At 48.5% G+C, this 25268-nt stretch carries 22 protein-coding genes and 1 riboswitch; all 22 genes read right to left on the reverse strand.

The features are described from left to right. Positions 1-27: 27 nt before the first annotated feature. Positions 28-3696, reverse strand: a complete 3669-nt coding sequence (locus tag IEW26_RS30605) for a BclA C-terminal domain-containing protein (protein WP_188591070.1) — start codon at positions 3694-3696, stop codon at positions 28-30. A 186-nt stretch (positions 3697-3882) separates the two neighbouring features. Then, entirely contained in the window at positions 3883-5277 is a 1395-nt protein-coding gene (locus tag IEW26_RS01515; protein ID WP_188591071.1) for an ATP-binding protein, read from the reverse strand. A gap of 55 nt (positions 5278-5332) precedes the next feature. Continuing rightward, entirely contained in the window at positions 5333-6049 is a 717-nt protein-coding gene (locus IEW26_RS01520) for a response regulator transcription factor (protein ID WP_110894386.1), read from the reverse strand. 142 nt (positions 6050-6191) lie between these two features. Further along, positions 6192-7454 carry a cytochrome c biogenesis protein CcsA gene (gene ccsA, locus IEW26_RS01525; protein ID WP_145403875.1) on the reverse strand — a complete coding sequence of 421 codons (1263 nt, stop codon included), beginning with the start codon at positions 7452-7454 and terminating at the stop codon, positions 6192-6194. Continuing rightward, a complete protein-coding gene (gene resB / locus IEW26_RS01530; RefSeq protein ID WP_188591072.1) occupies positions 7451-9124 on the reverse strand; it encodes a cytochrome c biogenesis protein ResB in 1674 nt (557 codons plus the stop codon). Before resB ends, ccsA begins: the two co-directional genes overlap by 4 nt. 14 nt (positions 9125-9138) lie before the next feature. Continuing rightward, positions 9139-9666, reverse strand: a complete 528-nt coding sequence (locus tag IEW26_RS01535) for a redoxin family protein (protein ID WP_188591073.1) — start codon at positions 9664-9666, stop codon at positions 9139-9141. A 136-nt stretch (positions 9667-9802) separates the two neighbouring features. Continuing rightward, positions 9803-10552, reverse strand: coding sequence for a pseudouridine synthase (locus tag IEW26_RS01540; RefSeq protein WP_145403878.1), 750 nt, complete (start codon positions 10550-10552; stop codon positions 9803-9805). A 141-nt stretch (positions 10553-10693) separates the two neighbouring features. Then, positions 10694-11515, reverse strand: coding sequence for a S1 family peptidase (locus IEW26_RS01545; RefSeq protein WP_188591074.1), 822 nt, complete (start codon positions 11513-11515; stop codon positions 10694-10696). Between the two features lie 63 nt (positions 11516-11578). Continuing rightward, the gene (locus IEW26_RS01550; RefSeq protein WP_111269592.1) at positions 11579-12112 is read right to left on the reverse strand and encodes a spore maturation protein; all 534 of its coding nucleotides are present in this window, start codon (positions 12110-12112) and stop codon (positions 11579-11581) included. A 6-nt stretch (positions 12113-12118) separates the two neighbouring features. Next, positions 12119-12745 (reverse strand): nucleoside recognition domain-containing protein, encoded by a 627-nt coding sequence (locus IEW26_RS01555; RefSeq protein ID WP_188591075.1) that lies wholly within the window; start codon positions 12743-12745, stop codon positions 12119-12121. Positions 12746-12802: 57 nt separating this feature from the next. Continuing rightward, positions 12803-13990: a D-alanyl-D-alanine carboxypeptidase family protein gene (locus tag IEW26_RS01560; RefSeq protein WP_373288394.1), complete on the reverse strand. Its 1188-nt coding sequence runs from the start codon at positions 13988-13990 to the stop codon at positions 12803-12805. 138 nt (positions 13991-14128) lie between these two features. Further along, positions 14129-14605 (reverse strand): GerW family sporulation protein, encoded by a 477-nt coding sequence (gene ytfJ / locus IEW26_RS01565; protein ID WP_145403888.1) that lies wholly within the window; start codon positions 14603-14605, stop codon positions 14129-14131. 189 nt (positions 14606-14794) lie between these two features. Next, positions 14795-15577 carry a DUF2953 domain-containing protein gene (locus IEW26_RS01570; RefSeq protein ID WP_188591077.1) on the reverse strand — a complete coding sequence of 261 codons (783 nt, stop codon included), beginning with the start codon at positions 15575-15577 and terminating at the stop codon, positions 14795-14797. Positions 15578-15739: 162 nt separating this feature from the next. Continuing rightward, positions 15740-16438: an SMC-Scp complex subunit ScpB gene (gene scpB, locus IEW26_RS01575; protein WP_229729604.1), complete on the reverse strand. Its 699-nt coding sequence runs from the start codon at positions 16436-16438 to the stop codon at positions 15740-15742. Next, positions 16407-17207, reverse strand: coding sequence for a segregation and condensation protein A (locus IEW26_RS01580; protein ID WP_145403890.1), 801 nt, complete (start codon positions 17205-17207; stop codon positions 16407-16409). The genes scpB and IEW26_RS01580 overlap by 32 nt, the downstream gene beginning before the upstream one ends. A 103-nt stretch (positions 17208-17310) precedes the next feature. Next, positions 17311-17778, reverse strand: a complete 468-nt coding sequence (ribH, locus tag IEW26_RS01585) for a 6,7-dimethyl-8-ribityllumazine synthase (RefSeq protein ID WP_090922403.1) — start codon at positions 17776-17778, stop codon at positions 17311-17313. Between the two features lie 65 nt (positions 17779-17843). Beyond that, entirely contained in the window at positions 17844-19085 is a 1242-nt protein-coding gene (locus IEW26_RS01590) for a bifunctional 3,4-dihydroxy-2-butanone-4-phosphate synthase/GTP cyclohydrolase II (RefSeq protein ID WP_188591078.1), read from the reverse strand. A gap of 64 nt (positions 19086-19149) precedes the next feature. Then, entirely contained in the window at positions 19150-19818 is a 669-nt protein-coding gene (gene ribE, locus IEW26_RS01595) for a riboflavin synthase (RefSeq protein WP_188591079.1), read from the reverse strand. A 90-nt stretch (positions 19819-19908) separates the two neighbouring features. Next, on the reverse strand, positions 19909-21012 hold the full coding sequence (gene ribD / locus IEW26_RS01600) for a bifunctional diaminohydroxyphosphoribosylaminopyrimidine deaminase/5-amino-6-(5-phosphoribosylamino)uracil reductase RibD (protein ID WP_145403892.1): 1104 nt from the start codon (positions 21010-21012) through the stop codon (positions 19909-19911). Between the two features lie 330 nt (positions 21013-21342). Next, positions 21343-21507, reverse strand: a riboswitch (FMN riboswitch). Between the two features lie 155 nt (positions 21508-21662). After that, positions 21663-22988, reverse strand: a complete 1326-nt coding sequence (locus IEW26_RS01605; RefSeq protein WP_229729605.1) for a hypothetical protein — start codon at positions 22986-22988, stop codon at positions 21663-21665. Positions 22989-23273: 285 nt separating this feature from the next. Beyond that, a complete protein-coding gene (locus IEW26_RS01610) occupies positions 23274-23705 on the reverse strand; it encodes a peptidylprolyl isomerase (protein ID WP_110895194.1) in 432 nt (143 codons plus the stop codon). A gap of 212 nt (positions 23706-23917) precedes the next feature. After that, positions 23918-25249: a diaminopimelate decarboxylase gene (lysA, locus tag IEW26_RS01615; protein WP_188591080.1), complete on the reverse strand. Its 1332-nt coding sequence runs from the start codon at positions 25247-25249 to the stop codon at positions 23918-23920. Between the last annotated feature and the right edge of the window lie 19 nt (positions 25250-25268).

The raw sequence follows: 25268 nt of genomic DNA on the forward strand, positions 1-25268 counted from the left end.
TTACTTTTTTTTATTAACTTGTGCGTTTTAACTTAATTGAATAATGGTTAATGTTGCACCCGGTGGTGCCAGAACAGCTGTAGCTACAAGGCCGAAAAGCTGCAGCTGGATCGTTGAGCCGGCCGTAACTGTGACGATAAAGTCTGATTGTAGCTGACTCAACGAAAGCGCAGGTGAGACGACACTCGCTGCAACTGATGCACCGTTAAGCAATACCCGAGATTGTATTAAGGCTGCAGCTGTTAAGTTAATTTTATAAGTGATGTAATATCGTCCAGTATTAGCTAAGGTGAACGTATCGTTAGATCCATTAACTGTAATACCTGTGCCGATGTTTTGATTGTTAGGCAGCGGGATCAACGTACCACCCAAAACAACAAGGATCGTACCGCTCGTATTTTCTGCAAAAGAGGAGGTTGCTGTGACAGATGTTCCTGTTGCCCCTGTAGCACCTGTATCTCCTGTTGAGCCTGTGGCTCCGGTGATACTCGTTCCTGTCGCCCCGGTGACTCCTGTTGCTCCTGTTACACCCGTTGTTCCAGTCGAACCCGTAATTCCATTTGCGCCTGTTGCTCCAGTAGCTCCGGTCGTGCCTGTGGCCCCGGTGATACTTGCACCGGTCGCTCCAGTGACTCCGGTTCCTCCGGTTGCACCCGTAACTCCATCTGCGCCTGTTGCTCCTGTAGCACCTGTCGAACCTGTGGCCCCGGTAATACTTGCACCGGTCGCCCCAGTGACTCCAGTTCCTCCGGTCGCGCCCGTAACTCCATCTGCTCCTGTGGCTCCTGTAGAACCTGTCGAACCTGTGGCCCCGGTAATACTTGCACCGGTCGCTCCGGTGACTCCGGTTCCTCCGGTCGCACCCGTAACTCCATCTACACCTGTTGCTCCTGTAGCACCTGTCGAACCTGTGGCCCCAGTTGTACCTGCTGCTCCCGTCACACCCGTCGCTCCTGCGGCAGCCAACAGCGTGTAATCCGCTGATGTACCCGGCGTTCCTGTTGGGGATGCCACATTCGCGATATACGTGCTTCCGTCAAACGTAACCACCTGACCCGCGGGATATGTCGGGGCCACTGCCGGGTCAAATGCTACGATGCCTGTTAAACCAACCCCGGTCGCTCCAGTCAGACCTGTCGAGCCAGTGGCTCCAGTTCCTCCGGTTGCACCCGTAATTCCATCTGCTCCTGTTGCCCCGGTCGAGCCTACAACTCCTGTTGCACCTGTAGTTCCCGTGACTCCAGTAGCACCGATTCCTCCGGTCTCCCCAGTTGTGCCTGCTGCTCCCGTCACACCCGTCGCTCCTGCGGCAGCCAACAGCGTGTAATCCGCTGATGTACCCGGCGTTCCTGTTGGGGATGCCACATTTGCGATATACGTGCTGCCGTCAAACGTAACAATCTGACCCGCCGGATATGTTGGAGCCACTGCCGGATCAAACGCTACGATCCCCGTTAAACCAACCCCGGTCGCTCCAGTCAGACCTGTCGAGCCAGTGGCTCCGGTTCCTCCCGTTGCACCCGTAATTCCATCTGCTCCTGTGGCTCCTGTTGCCCCGGTCGAGCCTGCAACTCCCGTTGCACCCGTCGCTCCTGCGGCTGCCAGCAGCGTGTAATCCGCTGATGTACCCGGCGTTCCTGTTGGGGATGCCACATTCGCGATATACGTGCTTCCGTCAAACGTAACCACCTGACCCGCGGGATATGTCGGGGCCACTGCCGGGTCAAACGCTACGATCCCCGTTAAACCAACCCCGGTCGCTCCAGTCAGACCTGTTGCCCCAGTGGCTCCGGTTCCTCCGGTTGCACCCGTAATTCCATCTGCTCCTGTGGCTCCTGTTGCCCCGGTCGAGCCTGCAACTCCCGTTGCACCTGTAGTTCCCGTGACTCCAGTAGCACCGGTTCCTCCGGTCTCCCCAGTTGTGCCTGCTGCTCCCGTCACACCCGTCGCTCCTGCGGCTGCCAGCAGCGTGTAGTCCGCTGACGTGCCCGGCGTTCCTGTTGGGGATGCCACATTTGCGATATACGTGCTGCCATCAAACGTAACCACCTGACCCGCTGGATATGTCGGGGCCACTGCTGGATCAAATGCTACGATGCCTGTTAAACCGATACCTGTCATCCCGGTTGGTCCCGGTGCACCTGTTGATCCTGTCGCCCCTGCCGCAGCAAGTAATGTATAATCCGGTGATGTGCCTGGCGTTCCTGTTGGTGACGTTACGTTAGTAATATACGTACTTCCATTGTACGTTACTACCTGACCTGCCGGATATGTTGGTGCTACAGCCGGATCGAACGTTACTGAGCCGTCGAGACCAGCCCCAGTGGCCCCCGTCGCACCCGTTGTACCTGCGCCAGCAAGCAACGTATAGTCTGCTGATGTGCCTGGCGTTCCGGTTGGTGAAGCGACACTCGTAATATATGTGCTTCCGTTATATGTCACGATCTGCCCTGCCGGATACGTTGGTGCTTGGGCCGGATCAAAGGTAACTATACCTGTTAAACCAACTCCCGTTGCCCCTGTTGGTCCTGTTGGACCAGCCCCTGCAATTAACGTATAATCAGACGAACTTCCAGGCGTTCCTGTTGGAGATGCCACATTTGTAATATACGTACTTCCATTGTAAGTTACCACTTGAGCCGCTGAATACGTTGGCGCTTGCGCAGGGTCGAATACCATTGAGCCGCCGAGTCCGGCCCCGGTAGCACCCGTTACTCCTGCTGATGCAATTAATGTGTAGTCTGACGATGTACCTGGTGTACCCGTCGGACCTGCTACACTGGTAATATATGTGCTGCCATTGTAGGTAACGACCTGCCCCAATGGATATCCTGATGCAAGCGCAGGGTCAAATGCCACAGCTCCAGAAAGGCCGATTCCTGTTGCACCAGTTGCTCCTGTTGTTCCCGGAGGGTCTGCACCAAGTAACAGGGTGTAATCAGGTGAACTCCCCGGTACACCTGTTGGTCCATTCACATTAGCTACATACAAGCTGCCATTATAGCTGACAACCTGACCTTGCGCGTAAGTTGACCCTGCGGAAGGGTTAAAAGTTGTAATATTGTTTAAACCTACGCCCGGAGCACCCGCTGGTCCTTGTATGCCTTGGGGTCCAGCAGGGCCGGCAGGGCCAACTGGCCCCACTGCACCTGCCGGCCCTCTCGCTCCGGGAACACCTGGAACGCCTGGAACCCCTGGTACACCCGGAGGTCCTGGCGGCCCCGTTACACCCCCGCCAAGAGTCGTTGTTGCTCTGCTTAACGAGATGGATATGGAACGGATTAACCCGACCAGTCTATCTTTGTCTGCCGGCGGAATCTCCAGCAGCAAGGTGACGCTCAGCAGGTCATCCAGCAGATTTTGCAAGTTACCTGCCAGATTGATCAAAGCAACCGGAACAACCTCTGAAGAGGCAATGGTTAGCTCTAGTACAGCTTGAAGCTCTGCTTTTACACCCGCTCGGAACTCAGATTGGTTCACAAATGTAAGTAATTGACGCAGCCCATTCTGTAATGCAAATATATTAGCCGCGGTAGGCTGACTAATCGCAGCTGGAATCGTCACGGCAAGAGAGCGCAGAATAGATTCATATTGCTCCAGTTCACTCGCGGTTATCGGAATAAACGGTGATCCCGCTCGAAATGATCTGCCTTCCAAAAATGCTTTGATGTTTACTCTTTTTCGTCCATCGGACATGTTTGATTCAATCCTCCTTTAGCATGTTGTTTTTCAAGCTTATGAAGGAGATGTACAAAAATTATCTTGGACATTTTTTTCACAGCAAAAAAATAATGTTATCTTTGTTCCACGATGAACAAGATTAAACGGAAGACTTCAACAAAAAACACCCTCCATCAGAGGGTGTTTCGGCATATTTTTTTATTATTTCGAAGAATCCAGAGGAAATTGTAAAATAAACTCTGTACCTTCACCAAGCACACTATTAACTTGAATCGTACCTTGATGAGCGTCTACAATATTTTTTACGATAGCAAGACCCAGACCGGTTCCTACGCTTTCTCCCCGGACGCGAGCTTTGTCTGCCTTGTAAAAACGCTCAAATATAAATGGTACGTCTGATGAGGGAATACCTACACCCTGATCCTTTACACACACTCTGGCGAAAGGAGCACGCATATGTGTGACCAGTTCAGCAGAAATCACTACACTTTTTCCCTCAGGCGTGTGTCTGAACGCATTATCCAGCAAATTCGTAAACACCTGCTCAAGTCGATCCTCATCGGCCTGCTGAAGAGAAATCTCCTGCTTGCATTCATACTGAAGCTGAATTCCCTGCTCCTTCGAGCGTACCATAAACTTTCGATAAATGCGTTCGAGCAATTCGCCAAGTTCAACTTCCCTCATGTTCATATCGGTATGTCCTGCATCCATTCGTGCAAGATCTAACAAATCTTTCACCAGCCTGCCCATTCGCAACGATTCATCATGAATGACCTGAATCAGTTCTTCACTCTCTTCCGGCGATGTTGCCATTCCGTCCAAGAGCGCTTCGCTGTATCCCTGCATCATGGACAAGGGTGTGCGAATCTCATGAGATACGTTGGCCACGAAATCACGGCGCATTTTTTCCATTTTCACTTCTTCCGTAACATCACGCAAGACGGCAACCGCTCCGCGAACAACACTATCCGCATACAGAGGAGCCATCTGAACAGACCAGACCCCTTGCTGCACATGCACGTTGGAATTCTGATCCCCTCCCTGCTCCATCACCAATCTGAATAACGGAACAAGCGGCTCCGGTACATCCCGCGACGGCTTGACAGCAGAATGACCATCCAGACCTTCATGCTCCTGAGCCCAGTCAAGGGCACACCATGCCTGCATGATTTTCTCTCCAGGCGGATTCGTCAGAATCACCTTGCCCTCACCATCAAACGTAATCACGGCATCGGTCATACTCCGAAGCACACTTGCCAAATGTTCCTTCTCATGATTCAAATTCCGGATGGTATCCTCCAGTTGTATAGCCATGTGATTAAACGTGTTCGCCAATTCACCAATTTCGTCATTCGTTCGAAGTGAGAGTCTGGTGCCATAATTGCCTTTACGGATTGCATTGGCAGCCTGAATCAACTGCTGCATAGGCTGCGTAATTTTGGTGAACAGAAACAATGCAAAAAAGGTCGTTAAACTAAAACCGACGATACATATATACGTAAACAACCTCTTGATGTCTCTTGACTCCGTCTCGGCAAAGTTGGTATCGATATAGGGCAACAGAAATAAACCCAGCGCTATAAGTACACAACCCACGAGGCAAATAATTGTAATCCATAACTTCCCAACCAGTGATCTCCAGAAAGCAAAACTATTTCGGTACTTCCAGTTTATAACCGACACCCCACACGGTTGTAATCATCGCTGCCGATTCAGGAGACACCTTGTTCAGCTTCTCACGAAGACGCTTCACATGAGTATCCACGGTACGAAGATCACCGAAAAATTCGTAATTCCATACATCTTTAAGCAGTTCTTCTCTGGAGAAAACTTTGTCCGGTGACGTTGCCAAATAATGCAACAATTCATACTCTTTCGGAGTTAAGCTGATCTCTTCACCGCCCGCAGTCACCCGGTGTGCATCATGCTCAATGACCAGGTGGGGAAATACAATATTGTTGCTTGAATTGCTCTCTTTAGACAAATAAGCAGTAGCCGAAGAGCGGCGCAGAATCGCTTTTACACGATAAATAACCTCACGAGGGCTAAACGGTTTAACGACATAGTCATCCGCTCCGACCTCAAACCCTTGTACCCGGTTGATCTCTTCCCCTTTTGCAGTAAGCATCAATACAGGAGTTGATTTTACTTGACGCAGCCGAGTGCACACTTCAACACCATCCATGCCTGGAAGCATAACATCCAGCAGAATAAGGCCGTAATCACCTGCGGTTGCTTTGCGAAGTGCTGTTTCTCCATCCTCCGCTTCGTCAATCTCATAGCCTTCTTTTTCAAGATACATTTTTAAGAGTCTGCGGATTCTTTCTTCATCATCCACGACCAGTATACGATTCTCATGTTCCGACATGCCACTCCAGCCCCTTTGCAATAACTCCTCAATCACTTCTATTATGTTCGATCCTGCGAACAATATTTGAATACCCCCGTTTAACCTACAGAGTACATCATGAAATTTACCGTTTGTGTGTCCCTCATGTTAATGGACTCTACTAGTCTGCTCCAGCATAGGAATGTAATCCCGCGATAATCAGATTTACGCCAACCAGCGTAAACATCACGACCAGGAAACCGAGTACAGCAAGCCAAGCAGACTTCTGTCCCTGCCATCCTTTGGATAAACGCAAGTGCAGATACACACTATAATACAGCCACGTGATTAATGCCCACACTTCTTTCGGGTCCCAGCCCCAGAAACGGCTCCAGGCAATCTGTGCCCAGATCATGGCAAATATTAAAGCCCCCAGGGTAAAAATCGGGAAGCCAATGGCTATGGCACGATAACTGATCTCATCAAGGTCATCAGCATCAATTCCATTCATCATGGGTTGCAGCGCTTGTCCGAGTGGTCTGCGTACAATTAAACGAATAATACCATATAGAATCAAGCCTACAACAATAGACCATACCACCGTGTTCAGCTTACGTCCTGCATTAACTCCATTCATCCAGGAAGGCGTTTCAAGTAAAGGCTTCTTCATCCCGAGAAACGGTTCCATGCTCTCCACTTCGCTATTATATGGAGCAAAAACAGGAGGCATGCGATAAATCACTTTCTCTATTGTACTATTTCCCTCTACCTCTGTGTCAATGCCGACGGTTTTTTGCACAAAAACAGCCTCATATCCAGCCGAGCGGAAGGCAAACACCGTTCCGATAAATCCAATAACAACAACAATTGTAATCAGCGTAAACTCCACCCATCCGCGTTGACGGCGGGAGGTCTTGTCCTTCCCGCTAAAATCTACCGTACGAAGCAGATACATAAAGCCGGCGGCAAAACCCACTGCAAAAAACGCCTCACCAAGCGCTGCAAGCGTAACATGTATTTTCAGCCAGATGGACTGTAATGCCGGGATCAGGGGCTGAACTTCCTGTGGAAATACAGCGGCATAGGCCATTATGATAATCGTCAGCGGAAGTGCAAACAAGCCCAGCAAAGACTTGCGATAAATAGCGTACACCACGATAAAAGCAACCATAATCATCATGGATAAAAAGGACATAAATTCGTACATATTACTTACCGGTATGTGACCTGCTCCAATCCAACGGGTTACGAAGAAAACAAGATGTGCTGTCAACGCTACCGTCGATGCAATAAAAGCACGTTTGCCCCAGCGATTCATATGAGCCAGCGGATCACGATTACTCCATTTCTTGCCCATGACCGCAACGGCATACAACAAAAATGCAGCACAATATAGGAAAAAAGATATGATAAATGCGTCGCTGCTGAAATCCAGTATACTCATGCTTGGTTCCCCCCGTTATCCAACGACTTCTCATGCACTTCCAGATTCATTTGTTTCAAAATCCCGGCAACTTCCCGCCGGAATCCAAACCAGTTCTTGTTCGTATGTCCGCCAAGCGTAATCCGCTCATCATCAAATCGAATCCATATCCGGCGATGATGCCAGTAAAAGCCCATGACTAGACCCAGCATGACTATACCTGCGCCCACCCAAACAAACGGCATCGCTTTATCTACACGTATATTCAGGTAACTTACCGATTGGATAAGATCCACCTTATCCATGCTGTCTACCTCCAGCTCCAATGGAAGCTCGCCCCCTACAAGCTGACGATTGATTGCATCCTGCTGGAAGCGCTGCTTGTCGATTTGTTTGACAAAATACAAGTATTGCATGCCCTTCTCTGGCAAATCCGGCCCTTCAATGTGGAAAAGAAATGCAGGTGCGTTTGGAGAAGGAGACTTGGATTTGGGCACACCTTTATCGTCCAGTGCAAAATCCATATATTTCTCTTTAACCGTCAAAGTATAAGGTCCGACCTCGAAATTACGCTGCGTATCCGTCATATCAACCTTTAAAGAGCCGTATACCTCACCGGTTTTGGTATTAACCAGATCGGGCGTGACGGAGCGTATCGTTGGCGTCAGATCATAATCAAACTGGTACGCCTTCAGTCCATGGTAATTGAGTGGATGATTGACACGTACATCATGCCTTGCAACCTCAGCGAGCTGAGGTTTTTTGGACGGATCAGAGCAATCTGCTGTACATTCATACAAGACAACCTTCGTTTCAAACAATTTGGGAACCGTTTTATTCAAATTTTTGAACTGCTCCGGCACCTCATCATCACTATAAAATTCCACATTGAACTTCTCATTTTTCAGATACATCGAAGTATTTGGAATCTTTTTGATCTCCCCTTCCGGAAAAGCCACATGCTCATCCAGATTCAGGCCAGGAAGCCCGCGTGCGAGTACAGCTAGCAGGAAGATGATAAGTCCGATATGGATAACATAGGGACCCCAGCGACTGAAACGCTGCTTCTCTGCAAGCAATGCGTCTCCCTGAGTGTGCACACGATACCCCTTCTTGCGCAGCGGAGTAACCGCTTTCTTAATCCACTCTTCGGGTGCCTCTTCAACAGAACCTTGGTACACCAGTCGCTGTCTTGTCAGAAATTGCGGATGCTTGCGAATTCGCTGCTTGTTCAGCGCTTTGTATAGTGGAAGTACACGATCCAGGCTGCAGATGACAAGCGAAGCGCCGATCATAACCAGCAGTAAAATAAACCACCAGGATTCATATGTATGAGACAAGCCCAGCAGATAATAAATATGACCTAACTGACCATAGGTCTCTTTGTAATAAACTGAAGGGTCCATGTTCAGGAACGTGCTCTCCTGCGGATAGATTGTACCCAGCATAGAGCCAACCAGTGTGAGAACGATCATGTACACTGCAATTTTAACCGATGAAAAAAAGTTCCATATGCGATCGATAATATTGGGATTACTGCGCTGTGAGCGCCGGGCCATTCCGTCATAACGCATCTCCAGCACTTCATTGGTTTGGGCTTCAGCCTCAAGCAGCGGTTTGCCACAGGCTTCACATAGTACTGTGCCTACCGGATTCTGATGTCCACACTCACATTTCGTATTTTGGAACACGAATAGACCTCCTGTCAGGGCTGCTTCGCCAGTTGTGAAATTTGAGCGTCAAGTGTACCCAGGTCCAATTGTCCGATGTGAATAGTGGAGATTTTGCCCGTTTCAGATACAAAAAACGTTGTTGGCATAGGAGAAATTCCGAAATCCCGAACCGAATTTTTGTCCCGATCCAGCATGATCGGGAAATCCACACCCACCTGCTGCACAAAATTTTCTACAGTCATCTGATCTTCTCCAACGTTGATTCCGACAAATTGCACTCCTTTTTCTTTCCACTTATCGGCCTGAGCTTGCAGCGCAGGCATTTCCTTCACACAAGGCTCACACCATGTGCCCCAGAAATTGATCACCATCGCTCTCCCTTGGTATTCGTCAGACGTATGAACTTGACCATCCAGGCCCAGCAGTTCAAAAGAAGGGGCTTGATCCCCTTCTTTTGGCTTGCCGTTCGAGCCGGATACCGATGTCGTAATCGCGTACCCGCCCAACACCAGGATCAAGCACAAAATAACGATTTGCACCGTTCTTCTTGATTTCCCCATGTGCTGACTCCCCTTTTTAATGACGATTTCATTCGCTCGTCTGTTTTGCACAGACAACTGTGAACATCCTATGAACAATTATAGCGAATTTCGTCACAAAACTGCGGCGGTTTTATGAAAATTATGTGTCCTCACATTACCTTTTTTTCATTTTTTTGGCGGGTTCGGACTTGGCGAGCGTAATCAAGTTGTTAACTTCCTCTTTGGTCAGCTTACGCGTCAGCCCGCGTTTCAGATTTTGCAGCAGAATGCCACCAAAGGAAATCCGTTTCAGACGAATAACCGGATGGTTGATGGCCTCAAACATACGTCTAACCTGACGATTCCGTCCTTCATAGATCGTAATGGAAATGACAGCCTCATTCGAAGCCGTATCTACATCCTTGTATTCCACTTCCGCTGGTGCGGTCATGCCATCCTCGAGCATAATTCCGTTTTTGAGCTTGTCCAGCGCAGAACCATGCGGCACACCTTTAACCGTTGCCAGATACGTTTTGGGCACGTGATGTTTCGGGTGGGTCAGCAGATGTGCAAATTCTCCATCATTTGTAAGAATTAGTAACCCTTCCGTGTCATAGTCCAGACGACCTACCGGATAGACACGCTCTTTAACCCCTTTCAGATAGTCAGATACAATTTTACGTCCTTCCGGGTCTGATGCACTTGTAATGACACCCTTAGGTTTGTTCAGCATCAAATAAACTTTGTTCTCACTGCGGATCGGCTTACCATTAACCGTAATCATATCCTCTTCGGGGTTTGCTTTCGTACCCAGCTCGGTTACGACCTCCCCGTTAACTTCTACTTTGCCGGACAGGATCAGTTCCTCACTCTTGCGGCGGGATGCAATGCCTGCCTGTGCAATAATTTTTTGTAATCTTTCCATGTTTGTCATGTCACCTCACACTAATGATACCCATCCAACCGGGAAATCACAAGGATTATCGTTTGCACACAAAAAAAGCCTACCTCCACTTGACCGCTTTCGCTGCATCGCGCAAAGGTAAACCTCCTTTATATTCAATCCTTACGAACCTGAAACTTTACCTGCAACCACCACAGGATTTTTGGCCGGAGTCGCAACTTCTTTAATAAACGACTGTAATGTCTTTGAGGTGATAAAATATGTCCGTCCACCATAAACAAACGTCATCATGCCGATAACCTGATTGTTCTGGTTCAGCACCGGCCCACCCGAATTACCTTGAGCCATCGATTTAACGATGCTGCCAATGCCTGCTTTTCCTGGCACATCGGTTGCCTGCGAGCTGAACACTCGACTTTTGGCAATCGTGTTATAGGTCTTAGGGAACTCATCATCCAGCAGCACAAGATCACCAGCAGCATTTTTAGGGAAACCGATGGTATACACCAGTTGATTGTCTTTGGCACTCGCAAACGATACAGGTTCAGCATCAATCGCTTTATCCAGCTTGAGCAGAGCCATATCTGTTACGGGATCGGTTTTTATAATTTTCGCATGAACAGACTGATTCAACGCACCCGGACTCGCTACTGTCAACGTCCCCTCATCTCCAGCGGATAGCTCCGCATAGTCCTGCACAACATGGTAATTGGTCAGCACAACGTCTTTGGATATTAGAATTGAGGTGCCTACATCGTAATAAACCATATCGGGCTCATCTTCTTTAATCAAACGTACATTCACCACCGGAAAAGAATCAGCAGTTATAGCCATTTTAGCTCGCAATGATTTGTCGAAGTAACCGTTAAATTGTATCGTTTGCTCAGCTTGGGCAGCCGCTAATCCTGTGGGACCTGCAAACAAACCTATGGCGAGCATACTTGTCATCCCTAAATGAAGCATTCGTTTCCAACTCTTCTGCATGTCTCACTCTCCTCCGTTATCATTCTAGCATAACTAGTATATCGGAGGGAAAGGAGCGCTAGATTAACCAAAAACGAATAAACATATCGCAAGAGCTGCAATAAATCCAACGACGTCCGAAAACAATCCAACTTTGAGAGCGTAACGGCCGTTCCGTATCCCCACCGCTCCGAAATAAACCGTCAATACATACAATGTGGTATCTGTACTGCCCTGAATGGTCGATGCCATCCGGCCAATCATGGAGTCAGGTCCATACGTTTTGATCAGATCGGTTGTAAAAGCCAGTGAGCCTGTCCCCGTTAGCGGACGTAATATGCCGAGGGGCAACACTTCGCCGGGCACACCCATCCAGGAGACAAGTGGTGTGAACAGACTCATGACATAATCAAGCGCCCCCGATGCCCGGAAGACACTGATGGCTACCATCATGCCTACCAGATGAGGTATGATGCTGATCGCCGTCGAGAAGCCATCCTTGGCCCCATCAACAAAGGATTCGTAAACCGGGACCTTTTTGGTAAACGCATATAATGGAACAAACGCGATAATAACCGGAATGGCCCAGACGGAAATCCAGTTAATGAAGGTCAACAAGGCTGCTCATCCTTTCATGCCGGGATTACCGCTTGAAGTTACACGCGGCGGTCTGCGCAACGTCCTGTTTCGATACCAGCGGTCAGCCATTATGGCAGCCAGCGTGGCAATGATCGTAGCCATCAAGGTCGTGCCTACAATCTCTGTTGCATTGGCTGAATGATAGTTCAGCCGAATCGCAATCAAGGTCGTCGGTATTATAGTAATACTCGCTGTATTCAGAGCCAGAAGTGTACACATGGCCGGGGAAGCCGTCTGTTTGTCTGGATTAAGTTCCTGAAGCTGCTGTATGGCCTTGATGCCCATCGGTGTAGCTGCATTGCCAAGTCCGAGCAGATTGGCGCTCATGTTGGATAAGATGTAGCCCATTGCCGGGTGGTCTTTCGGAACATCAGGAAACAGAAATCGAACAGCAGGTCCAAGCAGCTTCGCGATTCGATCAAGAAGACCGGCATCCTCTGCCATTTTCATCATACCCATCCAGAATACGAGCACACTGATCAAGCCAAAACATACGGTGACTCCTGTTGCCGCACCATCGAATGCTGCCTGAGTGACAACCTCGATCTTCCCATTTACGGCTGCAAAAACAAAACCGATTAATATCATCATAAGCCAGATCAGATTAATCACTGCATCATGCCTCCCCTTCACAGCAAACTGCAAGCTATCCTTTAGGTTTTATTTTCATCAAGGCGATAACAGCCTGCTCAGCACGGCTTTCCATACAGATAACCATGTTGTGACATCCATGGCACTGCCCAGTGCCGCATCTTCCACTTTGGGCTCTGGCGGGATGTAGCTGCCTTTGCGATAAACCGGGATGGAGCCGATAACTTCACCATGCAGCTGCATGTCAATCCGCCCCGCCAATCCAAAGGAAGGACCGGTTGTTGAATTACTCCCGGCTGTCTCAGCCTGTGAACGTTGATCAAGCAAAACCAGCTTTTTGGTTAATGCCTCCTGTTCTCCTTCAGCCAGCGGATATTTAAAGCCGCGTCCCGTGACAAGCTCCATATTTTGCACCGGCTGCTCATGCTTTGCGATTTCAACAAGCGGAAAATGCTCAAAACCAAAGTCCAGCATCTTGGCATGATCATTCCAGTCGTCTCCATCGTTCAGCGTAACTGCGGCAAGCTGTTGTCCATCCCGAGTAGCCGAGCTGACCAGACAGCGGAATGCTTTTTTGGTATACCCTGTTTTCACCCCGTCGGCACCGTCATACAAACGAAGCATTTTGTTTTTGTTATGCCAGGAATATTCCCAGCTTTCATTCGGATTTGGCGCGGATTTGTTCTCTGTTGCCACGATGCGCTTGAACACCGGGTTATGTAGCGCATAAGCCGTTAATCTGGCCAGATCATTCGCTGTAGAATAGTGTCCCTCTGCATCAAGTCCATGCGGATTCATAAAATGAGAATGGGTTAATCCGATTTGCTCTGCCTTTTTGTTCATCAGCAGTACAAAACCTTCCTCCGACCCACCCACATGTTCTGCAATCGCAGAAGCCGCGTCATTCCCAGACCGAAGCATGAGACCATATAACATGTTCTCGAGTGTCATCTCCTCGCCAAGCTTGAGGAAGAGCGAGGAGCCTTCCTTGGCAAAGGCGGAGGGCGAAACCTTAACCTTGTCATCCAGCTTTCCTTCTTCAATCGCAACGATGGCCGTCATAATTTTGGTCAAACTGGCAATACGAAGTTCCTTGTCCCCATCCTTGCTGTACAGAATCCGTCCAGAGGTGACATCAATCAGCGCTGCACTCTGCGCGTGGGTTGAGGGGGGAGTCACCATGGCCTGTACTGGCGATGCTCCTATCGTTGAAAACAGCAACACAGGCATTAGCATACCGACAACAGACTTCATTAATTTTCGCATCCACATTCCTCCGGGTCGCTTGGAATCTTGTACTATCCTATGTTCGGACAACCTGGAGTATGTCCCGAACAGATGAAATCAGCAAAAATCCCTCTCACCCTGAAGGGGCAGGAAGGATTTTCAAAAATTCTATTTTGTTTAACTGTAAGTCGAATGGTCGTTAGGGGTCACCGGGATGCCTGATTCCGTTGTTGTATGGTTCCGATGGCGGAACATGTCCTGAATACGATCGAGCACATAAGGTGTAGAATCAATCAATTTTTCGAACAAGTGCGTCGAATTATCGAGTGGTACGATGTGCACGCCCTGCTTGCCTACGACCAGGAAAGCGATCGGACGGATGGATACACCGCCGCCGCTGCCGCCGCCGAACGGAGAAGCAACCTTGGCTGAGTGTGCATGCTCTGTCGTGCTGGACGTACTGTTTCCTTTTCCGTCGTTTACGTTAAAATCACTGCCGCCTGCAGCAAAACCAAAGCCCACTTTACTGATCGGCAGAATAACCGTGCCATCCGGTGTCTCAACAGCATCGCCAACGATTGTATTGACATCCACCATGGCCTTGATATTTTCCATAGCAGTTTCCATTAAGCCTTGAATTGGATGATCTGACATTTCATATTCCCTCCAGTTTCAATGTAAACTATACAAGCTGAACTCAAGAAGAAATGTAAAGCATTCGTTCAACTTGCAGGTTTTTGATCTAACCATATCATCCCCAAACTTCGGGGACTTATGTAACGAATCCAGGGGAACATACCTTATGTGAGCTGTTCTACTGCCAAGCCAGTGTTCGCAGAACCTCTACGTTTCGGAGGAATGGGGTTCTTTATCCACAATATGCTTGCGCTTTTTCTTTTCCTTGGACTTGCGGCGCTGCTCTTGAATAAGCTTAATCCACATTCGCCAGCCACCTTCAACCTGAAGCACACGAGTCATTAACCTCAAGCCTGCGGACAATAACGAAGCAATCCGCATACGCAGCTTAAAGTCCAGTTCTGTTCGAAACTCCAGTTCATCCGACCAAATCGGAAGAACCTCAAGATCGGGTGCCGTTCTGAACCGCATCTGATACGTTAAGAAACCAACAATTATCGACTTCACGCTCCACAACCAGCCTGACAGCATCGCCGTATATGCAGCATCGCCGACCCCGACTGCAGTAGACCAGAACAGTTTGGTTATATACACATGCTGAAGGGTCTGTTTTACCCATAGCTTCAAGGCCTCGGTTGCACGCAGCATGATCTTGACATCTTTGGCCCAATTTTTCACTTTCCGTTTGTTCACCTGCTGGCTGCCCAGCACTTCACCTCTGGAATGATTCATGGACTGCTCTGTTTTGAGCAGGAAGCCCTCTTTCATATTTCGGAAAACAATGCTCGGAATCTCGTAATTCATACGTATGATGCCGTACAGCAGCCGAATGTTAATATTAGCGTAGTCGTCGCTCTTATGTTTGCGAAACACAACATGTACATGAACATTTGAGATGAGGACTGCGGCAATCAGCAGTGCGATGAACAAACCGATTCCTCCAAGCCAGATCCACACAGGCCTTACCTCCAAGCCCTCAATTCTTTTCATGTCTAGTATGGCTTTCCTTACTGGAAAAAATTCACGATTCGTTTGAAAATTCCAACTTTATCCCTCGCTTGCCTGCTCTTGGCAGAGAATCTAACATAAAAAAGACGAAGCAGGATTATGTCCACTTCGCCTTGGCAGTTCTTTTAATAAAATGTCCTGTAACTACTTCGATGAGTTCCACGGGTCTTCGTCTTCTGTATGTCCAGCAAAATCCTGATCAGTAGATGACCCTTCGTCTTCTTCAAAATCAAATGCATTATTCATATCAGGCTCTTGAGCATCTGGCTGCTGCATGTCCAGCTTGTTGAACAACAGCTGTGTTTCCTCCTCCAGATTTTCAGAGTCTTCAAACAGGCCCGGTTCTGGAAGATCTTTAATCGAGGCAAGTCCGAAATAATCCAGAAACGACTTCGTCGTACCATACAAAATCGGGCGTCCGATCGCTTCCGCTCTCCCCACTTCAACAATTAAATCCTTGTTCACCAAGGTATGAATGGCTCGTTCGGATTTTACACCACGAATCTCTTCAATCTCCACCCGCGTAATCGGCTGACGATAAGCAACAATGGCCAGTGTCTCCAGTGCCGCTTGGGACAAAGACGTACGTGCCGGAGAATACGCCAGCTTCTCGAAATAAGCGGCATGCTCAGGAAGTGTTCCCAGCTGCACAACTCCCGCAATCTTCAGAATCTGCACCCCGCGCCCCTGATTTGAAAACTCGCGGATCATCTCCTCAATCGCATCCGTAACGAGTTCCACGCGCTGATCAACAATCTCGGCAATTTGTTTGACACTCAGGCCCTCTTCTCCGGACAAAAACAGCAGGCCCTCAATAATCGACTTCAATTTCGGAAAATCCATGATTCGTTGCTTCCCCTCTCCACTCCATAACGATATCCTCAAACAATCGCTCCTGATAACACACAATCTGCTTCATCTTCATCAGCTCCAGCACTGCCAGAAACGTCACCACAATCTCATGCCGATAGATCTGGTCATCCATTAGCTTGGAAAATAACAGCCGCCCTCCAGGACCCACACGCTCCAAAGCACCAACAACTTCTCTTATACGGTCCTTGACCGATATTTCATCCCGTTTGATCCGGGTGACCGTTGTACGCTTGTCAGCCTTGCGCAATGCCTTCTGGAACGCCGCGATGAGATCAGAAGTATGCAGACCCTGTACCGGGTTTGATTGCTCCTGTTCAGGCATGTAGGGCCGCAAATCCTCAGGTTCCTTGGAAAAAATAAGACTTCTCTCCCATTCCCGCTCATGGAGATGCCTTGCAATGCCTTTATATTTACGATATTCAATCAGCCGTGCAATCAACTCGGCACGTGGATCATAATCCTCATCTTCCATGTAATCATAATCCTCGAACTCCTCGATAACCGGCGGTTTAGGCAGTAAAAGCTTGCTCTTGATGGACAGCAGTGTAGCCGCCATCACCAGAAATTCACTTGTAATATCCAGTTCCAGCTCCTGCATGGAGTGCAGATACGCCATGTATTGATCGGTAATATCGCTGATGGGAATATCCTGGATGTCGATCTCAGCCTTATCAATCAGATGAAGCAGCAGATCCAAAGGCCCTTCAAAAGTCTCCAGTTTATATGTAACTACCGTCACTAGACGAATCCTCCCGCCAAAAAAATACAAAACCCTGCCAGCCGTTCGAAACCGATCTCCCGATTTCGTCTGCGCAAAGCAGGGCACTACTATTAAATAAGCACTATTTTAGCTGTTTCGTCAAGTTCGCCATTTCAATTGCAGCTGTAGCTGCATCCCAGCCTTTGTTACCAGCCTTCGTTCCGGCACGTTCAATCGCCTGCTCAATGTTCTCTGTAGTAACCAATCCGAAGATGGTGGGCACGCCTGTTTTCAGGTTAATCGCCGCGACACCCTTGGCCATCTCGTTGCAGACATAATCATAATGCGTAGTGGAGCCGCGAATAACTGTTCCGAGTGTAATCACTGCGTCATACTTGCCACTTTCAGCCATTTTCTGGGCAATCAGCGGGATTTCAAAAGCCCCCGGTACCCAGGCTACATCCACTTCATTATCCTGCACGCCATGGCGCTTGAACGCATCCAGTGCCCCGCTAAGCAGCTTGCTAGTAATGAATTCATTAAAACGTCCAACCACCACGCCATATTTTAAACCTTCCGATACTAAATGTCCTTCGAAATAATTAGGCATTCCATTCATCTCCCTGTCCATATATAAGTTGTATGTTTTACGGAAAACGTCCGTGTTCACATGTATTACTGTTCGTTTTGCTCGATATCATCGAACTTGAGCATATGCCCCAGCTTGGCTTGTTTCGTATGCAAATAAGCGGTATTGTCCTCATTCTCCTTCATCTGAATAGGCACACGCTCAACCACTTCGAGCCCGTAACCTTCCAGACCTTTGATCTTCCGCGGGTTATTCGTTAACAAACGAATCTGACGAACACCAAGGTCCTTCAGAATCTGTGCACCGATACCATAATCACGCAGATCAGCGGCGAACCCGAGCTTCAGATTGGCATCCACCGTGTCGAGACCTTCCTCCTGCAGCTTGTATGCCTTCAGTTTGTTAATCAGACCGATGCCTCGGCCTTCCTGCCTCATGTAAAGCAGTACACCGTTGCCCTCTTCATGGATCTGTTTCAACGCTGCATCAAATTGTGGACCGCAATCACAACGATGCGAGTGGAATACATCTCCAGTCAGACACTCCGAATGAACACGAACGAGCACAGGCTTGGAGCCGTCAATCTCGCCTTTGACCAACGCAACATGCTCTTTATTGTCCACAGCATTGGTGTATGCAACCGCCTGAAATTCCCCGAAATCCGTTGGCATGCGAACAGAAACCTCACGCTGTATAAGCTTTTCCTTCTCGTTCCTATACCGGATCATATCCTGAATGCTGATCAGCTTGAGATTATGCTTGCTTGCAATCTCCTGCAAATCCGGCAATCTGGCCATGGTGCCATCTTCCTTGATCACTTCACAGATGACCCCGGCCGGGTAAGAGCCGCACATGATGGCGAGATCTACTGCTGCCTCCGTATGTCCGGCACGACGCAATACACCGCCGTCTTTGGCGATCAAAGGGAACATGTGACCCGGTTTACGAAAATCACTGCTTTTTGCATTCGGATCAATCAAGCCTTTAACGGTAATCGAACGCTCATGCGCCGAGATGCCTGTTGTTGTGTCTGTATGGTCCACCGAGACGGTAAAGGCTGTCCCGTGAAAATCGGTATTTTGCTGCACCATTGGCTTCAGATTAAGCTCGTCTGCACGCTGCTGTGTAATCGGTACACATACGAGCCCTCTGCCTTCAGTGATCATGAAATTGATAACCTCCGGGGTTGCTTTCTCCGCCAAGGCGATAAAGTCACCCTCATTTTCACGATCTTCATCATCAACCACAATAACCGGCTTGCCACGCATCAGATCATAAATAGCTTCTTCAATTGAATCCAGAACAGATGGTTCGGAATGTTCTGACATCGATGCACCTCCTGCTTCCAGTTTTATTTAATGCCTGATCATACGAGTCCTTGTTTAGCCTAGATTATGCAAATCCGTGATTAGAGAGAAACTCCTCACTGATGCTGCGCGGCTTGCCAGCACTTGTCTCTGCATGACCTTTGCCATAGTGCAACAGATGATCTACATATTTCCCCAAAATATCACATTCAATGTTGACGGTATCTCCCGTCTTCTTCACATTCAGTACCGTTTCCCCGATCGTATGAGGAATGATTGAAACGGTAAAGGAGCCTTGATTCGTTTGTACCACCGTCAGGCTTATACCATCTACAGTCACAGACCCTTTTGGGATCAGATACTTGAACAGGTCGCCGTCATCCGGCTTGATCTCAAACACAACTGCATTTTGATCGCGCGTGATATTGCCAATCACACCTGTCCCGTCCACATGACCTTGCACGATATGACCACCAAAGCGCCCACCCGACAGCATGGCTCGCTCCAGATTCACCTTGCTGCCGGACTGAAGCTGACTGAGGTTGGTGTGACGATACGTTTCAGGCATAACATCTGCCGTAAAGCCTCCGCTCTCCAGCGTTGTCGCAGTCAGACAAACTCCATTTACTGCTACGCTGTCGCCAATCTTCAGATCGTGCATAACGACAGACGCGCTGATGTTCAGAACAAGGGCTTCGCCTTTACGACCAATACGCCGAATTTGACCCACTTCTTCCACCAAACCCGTAAACATGCTGCCGCCTCCCTATTTTTAAGCGATGTCCAAATGCCGTTTTATATGCTATAAGACCTCATTTCGTTCAGATGCGTTTTAACCACCCAGTTACTCCGGCCAGACCGGAATGCCGCCAATGCTAATATTATCTCCAACCTGCTCAATTTCCAGCTGATGCAGTTGGATCGCCTGACTCATCCGCTCTACACCTTCAAAACGGAAGCTTCCAGGGGTATCATACCCACCCACGATTTTCGGAGCAATAAACATCAGCAGTCGATCCACCAAACGTGCCTCCAGCATTGCACCATTTAACGTGCCGCCGCCTTCAAGCAGTATTGAACCGATCTCGCGTTCTCCCAGCTTGCTCAGTCCATGCAGCAGATCGACACGAGGTCCAGGGCCACAGCGTATCACTTCAACCCCGTACGCCTCGAGGCGCTCTGCTGCCTCCTGGCTGGCCTCGTCAGTTGTAAGCACCCAGGTTGGTGCAAGCCCGTCCTTGACTATTTTAGAGCCTACAGGAAGTCGCAGCTTGGAATCCACCACGATTCTTACCGGACTGATGCCCTCTACCTGCAAACGCGTTGTCAGCTCTGGATTATCGGCAATGACCGTGTCTACTCCTACCATAATGCCCTGGTGACGGTGACGAAGCGCATGTACAATTTCACGTGCCGGCTCATTGGAAATCCATTTACTGTCTCCGCTGCGCGTTGCAATTTTCCCATCTAGCGTTGATGCTGTTTTCAGGGTAACAAAAGGCAAACCGGTCGTAATAAACTTGATAAACTTCTCATTCAAGCGTCTTCCGCGTTCGCGCAAAACACCCACTTCAACTTCGATGCCTTGTTGACGTAGCATACTGATGCCTGTACCGGATACCTGCGGATTCGGGTCTTCACAACAGACAACGACACGTTTGACCTTCTCATGAATCAATCGTTCACTACAAGGCGGTGTTTTGCCATAATGGCTGCAAGGTTCGAGTGTTACATAAACCGTACTGCCCTCCGCATCACTTCCAGCCATATTCAGAGCATGCACTTCTGCATGGCCTGTTCCTCTCTTCAGATGGCTTCCCAGGCCAACAACCCGTCCATCCTTAACAACGACACATCCCACAACAGGATTAATTCCAGTCTGCCCTTGTGCCCGTTCTGCCATATCCAGTGCTAACGCCATATAAAATTCATCATTGATCATTTCCATATCCGTTCACCCCACGGTTATAATCTTGAACTAAAAAATCCCCGCCGAACAATCCGTTCGAGTGGGGATGATGAGAGACTAATGTCATCTGCAAGAGTAAAAAGAATACACCATACCCGCACTTCACCCAAAATCACATTTCAGGCAAGTGAAAACAAACACATACCCTGATAAATACAACATTCAGGTAAAGAGTTTCTTATAAAACGGTATGGCATACAGGAAGCTTCGCTCAAATACGAACCTTCCCTGCATAGCACCTGCGAGCTATCGCTTGCTGAACGGCTATGCAGCATTACTCCTGCGGAGTGCAGCCTGTCCGGCATGCACACTCTCCTTCTCCCATCCAGACTATACTGTCGGTTCTGGAATTACACCAGATCAGCCATCTGCCACAGGCAGACAGGTCACGGACTTGATTATGTTACAATGTAAACTCTGCTTCAACATAACCTCACCGCCGGTAGGGAATTTCACCCTGCCCTGAAGGATTCGCTTTCGTTATTAATTGGATGTTAGCACTTTAGTGTCAAAAAATCAATTTATTTTTGTTTCTTTTTGTCACATACTAACTTTTAATAAGCATTTATGTACTTAAATCCGCATCTTGCACGAGATACGGATCTTAATCCTAATGCTAAAAACAAGTTCTATAGATCAGGAAAACACCAGCTAGCCATGTGCCTTAACTCCTTTGCAGCATGGAAAGGGATCCTATTCGGTGCTGGCTGGTCAGCAGCAGGAGCTGGCATATCCCGGGCCACTCTTCTAACCCAGCTCGTAGAGTCCATACCGATAGCGGAACACTGCCAGCGTTCATCCGGCCTTGGACGAACAGTCAGAATAAGCTCTTCTTTTCCCGGCATATCTGGGAACACACCATCCAAATACTCGACTCTGGCACGTTTGTCCTTTACTTCATGGCAGTAAACGGTAACCCACGCACCACTAAGTACTTTCACAGCATATACATCTCCTGGCTGCACCTCGCCTGTGCCGGCATCCGGAGATTTTTTTGGTACCTTGGCCTTGGTACCGACACTTCGTCTGCTTTCAAATGCACCAATAACCGTCTCATTCGCTGGTGGATTCGGTTCAGGTCTGTGCTCAAGCGATACATCATTGCAATTAAATTCACTGAAAATCCGGGACAGATTCTGCTCATTAATCCCGAAAGATGAATCCCACCATGCGAGCGGAGCCTGAACCTCAACGCGGGTGTTCGGTCGCTTGTCACGTTCTGCATAAGAAGTGAACGCAGTCACCATGCCTGGCTGCTCTGGTGTGTCCAGAATGCCTGTTAGTGCCAGCGTCTCAAGCAGATCGCGGTACACATATATCTTTTTGGAAGGCAGCAGTTGTGCTTTTTTCATTGCATCCGCGGCCTTGCTGTAACGGGTCTTGGGAGGCAAATTGCGCAGTACAGTAAGGACTGCACGGAGCGTCCAGCGATCGTATTCAGTCGGAGCAGGAATCTCGGGTGAAGCAGCCATTTCTCTCATAGCCAGTGCATGTCCAAACATGTTTCCATCCAGAGGTGTGCCGCTTGTCATCCGCCAATACCACTGAAGTGATGTATCTACTCCGTCATTCACATCCAAACCACAGATCTGGCACTTATGACTGGAGGGATACGGCTTATATTCATGATTCGGTATGCTGGATGCGATCAGTTTACCTGTAAGAAGTGAACGCCAGATCATTGGCGCTGACCATAAAGAAGCCACAAAAGCCCGAGAAGCATCCTGAACTGTCCAACGCTCAGCCAATGTTCTCAGCTCTTGGATCGTATCCTCGTGCTGCGGTCTTACAAAGCGATTAGGTTCATGTCCTGCAGCCTCTAAAGCCTGTAATTGCTCCATCGTTACATCCTCAGGCACAGTCTGTCTTGAAGCGCGCAGCTCCTCGTCCCAAGTGGTACTCTTGCTATAAATATGCTGAAGTAATTTAAGCTGCTGTACAATATTTATACTCAAAGTCAACAACATCCTTTCACGGTAAGGTGTTACATATGTAGTTCATTCATGGCGATATATCCCCATGTCATAATAACTCCATTGTGAGCGGAGAATCACTAATGTCATGTCTTCAACTTAGAGTAACTCAGGTTTTATCGACTCACCAGTTCCTTTAAGCTTATTTTTGACAAGATTACACCAAGTCTTCTACCAAAAATCCAATAAATGCACAAAGCCCCTGGTACTTCTGTAACAGAAGAGTTCAGGGGCTCAATAGTTATAGTTGTTATGCAGCAGGTTGAATTAAACTTCTACAACCTCAACTGTTTCCATTTTGTCACGGCCTTCGAATGCATCTACAAACTCCATACCTTTCGTTACTTTACCAAAAACAGTATGTTGTCCATCCAGATGCGGCTGTGGCTGGTAGCAGATGTAGAACTGGCTTCCACCAGTGTTGCGGCCAGCGTGTGCCATTGCAAGAGTTCCACGCTCGTGTTTGTTCGGGTTGATCTCGCAGTTAATTGTGTAACCAGGGCCACCAGTACCCGTACCGCTAGGGCATCCGCCTTGAGCTACAAAGCCCGGAATAACGCGGTGGAATACAAGACCGTTATAAAAGCCGGAGTTTGCCAGCTTTTCGAAGTTTGCTACAGTGTTCGGAGCTTCCTGATCGAACAGGTCAATCAAAACTTCTCCGCCGTTTGCCAATTTAATTTTTGCTTGTTTCGCCATATGTAAATGACTCCTTTCAATTTTAAGCATAGTGAATTGTGACGCAATACCCACCTTGAGGTCAAGCACTACAGCACTTTTATTAGTGTACACCGAAAAGAGATGAATCGCAAAACAAACAGCATTTTTTTTCGATTTATCCTATTAAGCTAAAAAGCGGAAAAGGGATCACCTCCCTCTTCCGCCTCTTATTTTTTCATGAATCCAATGAATTAACGAGCAACCGGCTGTTTGCCAATACGCGCTGGAACGAGGTCATTCTGGATAATGTCCTGATACGACTCGCGACGTACAACAACATCTCCTTGACCGTCCTTGACAAAAACAACGGCCGGACGACGAATCCGGTTGTAGTTGCTCGCCATTGAGTAGTTGTAAGCGCCAGTGCAGGCGACAGCCAGCAGATCTCCGCTTTCTACTTTTGGCAGGTCCAGATCCCAGATCAGCATATCGCCGCTCTCGCAGCATTTGCCAGCTACAGAAACGGTTTCTGTAGCTGCTTCATTTGCACGATTAGCCAGTACCGCTTCGTATTTGGACTCATACAGTGCAGGACGCGGGTTATCCGTCATACCGCCATCTACCGCTACATATTTACGCACGCCTGGAATATCTTTGCTAGTTCCAACCGTGTAAAGAGTTGTACCTGCTTCTCCCACGATGGAGCGGCCCGGTTCTACCCAGATTTCAGGCACAGCATAACCGATTTGCGCAAAATGATTTTTTACCGCATCCGTAATCGCCTTCACATACTGGGCCACTTCAAGCGGCGTATCTCCATCAATGTAACGAATTCCGAACCCGCCACCAAGATTTACCACCTTGAATGCAACGTTCAGACGCTCATATACACTTGCTGCAAATTCAGCAACACGTTGAATCGCCATCTGGAAGCCTTCAACCTCGAAGATTTGCGAACCGATGTGAGAGTGCACACCGAGCAATACCAGATTAGGTTGTTTGGAAGCCAGTTCAATCGCTTCGAATGCCGTGCCGTTTCCAATATCGAAACCGAACTTGGAGTCCGTTTGTCCTGTCGAGATATATTCATGCGTATGCGCCTCAACACCCGGCGTCACACGCAGGAGAACGTTAACTTTGAGATTTTTGTCCGCTGCAACAGCATGGAGAAGGTGCAGCTCATTAAAGTTATCTACTACGAAGCAGCCAATCTCGGCGTCAAGCGCCATTTCAATTTCTTCCAGCGTTTTGTTATTGCCGTGGAAGTGAATACGCTCCGCTGGGAAACCTGCCTGCAGCGCTGTGAACAGCTCTCCGTCAGATACGACATCCAGGGAGAGACCTTCCTCCGCTGCGAGGGCACACATTGCCATAACACAGAATGCTTTACTTGCATAAGCAACCTGGAAGCCCAGACCGGAAGCGCGAAATGCCTCCATGTATTCTCTGCAGCGCTCGCGAACCAATTGCTCGTCCACAACATAGAGCGGTGTGCCGAATTGCTCTTTCATATCTGTTACGTCTACTCCACCAATCTCCAGATGACCTTGCTCATTTATTCTACTTGTACCGTGTAAATACATCGTCTGCATTCCTCACTTT

The organism is Paenibacillus silvae, from assembly GCF_014639235.1.
Lineage (GTDB): Bacteria > Bacillota > Bacilli > Paenibacillales > Paenibacillaceae > Paenibacillus > Paenibacillus silvae.

Excerpts from the sequence above, each read along its gene's own strand:
- IEW26_RS01520 (WP_110894386.1), bottom strand. The coding sequence starts at position 6,049 with ATGTCGGAACATGAGAATCGTATACTGGTCGTGGATGATGAAGAAAGA.
- IEW26_RS01540 (WP_145403878.1), bottom strand. The coding sequence starts at position 10,552 with ATGGAAAGATTACAAAAAATTATTGCACAGGCAGGCATTGCATCCCGC.
- IEW26_RS30605 (WP_188591070.1), bottom strand. The coding sequence starts at position 3,696 with ATGTCCGATGGACGAAAAAGAGTAAACATCAAAGCATTTTTGGAAGGC.
- IEW26_RS01545 (WP_188591074.1), bottom strand. The coding sequence starts at position 11,515 with ATGCAGAAGAGTTGGAAACGAATGCTTCATTTAGGGATGACAAGTATG.
- IEW26_RS01590 (WP_188591078.1), bottom strand. The coding sequence starts at position 19,085 with ATGTCAGAACATTCCGAACCATCTGTTCTGGATTCAATTGAAGAAGCT.
- IEW26_RS01535 (WP_188591073.1), bottom strand. The coding sequence starts at position 9,666 with ATGGGGAAATCAAGAAGAACGGTGCAAATCGTTATTTTGTGCTTGATC.
- IEW26_RS01560 (WP_373288394.1), bottom strand. The coding sequence starts at position 13,990 with ATGCGAAAATTAATGAAGTCTGTTGTCGGTATGCTAATGCCTGTGTTG.
- ribD (WP_145403892.1), bottom strand. The coding sequence starts at position 21,012 with ATGGAAATGATCAATGATGAATTTTATATGGCGTTAGCACTGGATATG.
- ytfJ (WP_145403888.1), bottom strand. The coding sequence starts at position 14,605 with ATGTCAGATCATCCAATTCAAGGCTTAATGGAAACTGCTATGGAAAAT.
- scpB (WP_229729604.1), bottom strand. The coding sequence starts at position 16,438 with ATGGATTTTCCGAAATTGAAGTCGATTATTGAGGGCCTGCTGTTTTTG.
- ribE (WP_188591079.1), bottom strand. The coding sequence starts at position 19,818 with ATGTTTACGGGTTTGGTGGAAGAAGTGGGTCAAATTCGGCGTATTGGT.
- ccsA (WP_145403875.1), bottom strand. The coding sequence starts at position 7,454 with ATGAGTATACTGGATTTCAGCAGCGACGCATTTATCATATCTTTTTTC.
- IEW26_RS01610 (WP_110895194.1), bottom strand. The coding sequence starts at position 23,705 with ATGGCGAAACAAGCAAAAATTAAATTGGCAAACGGCGGAGAAGTTTTG.
- lysA (WP_188591080.1), bottom strand. The coding sequence starts at position 25,249 with ATGTATTTACACGGTACAAGTAGAATAAATGAGCAAGGTCATCTGGAG.
- ribH (WP_090922403.1), bottom strand. The coding sequence starts at position 17,778 with ATGCCTAATTATTTCGAAGGACATTTAGTATCGGAAGGTTTAAAATAT.
- IEW26_RS01570 (WP_188591077.1), bottom strand. The coding sequence starts at position 15,577 with ATGAAAAGAATTGAGGGCTTGGAGGTAAGGCCTGTGTGGATCTGGCTT.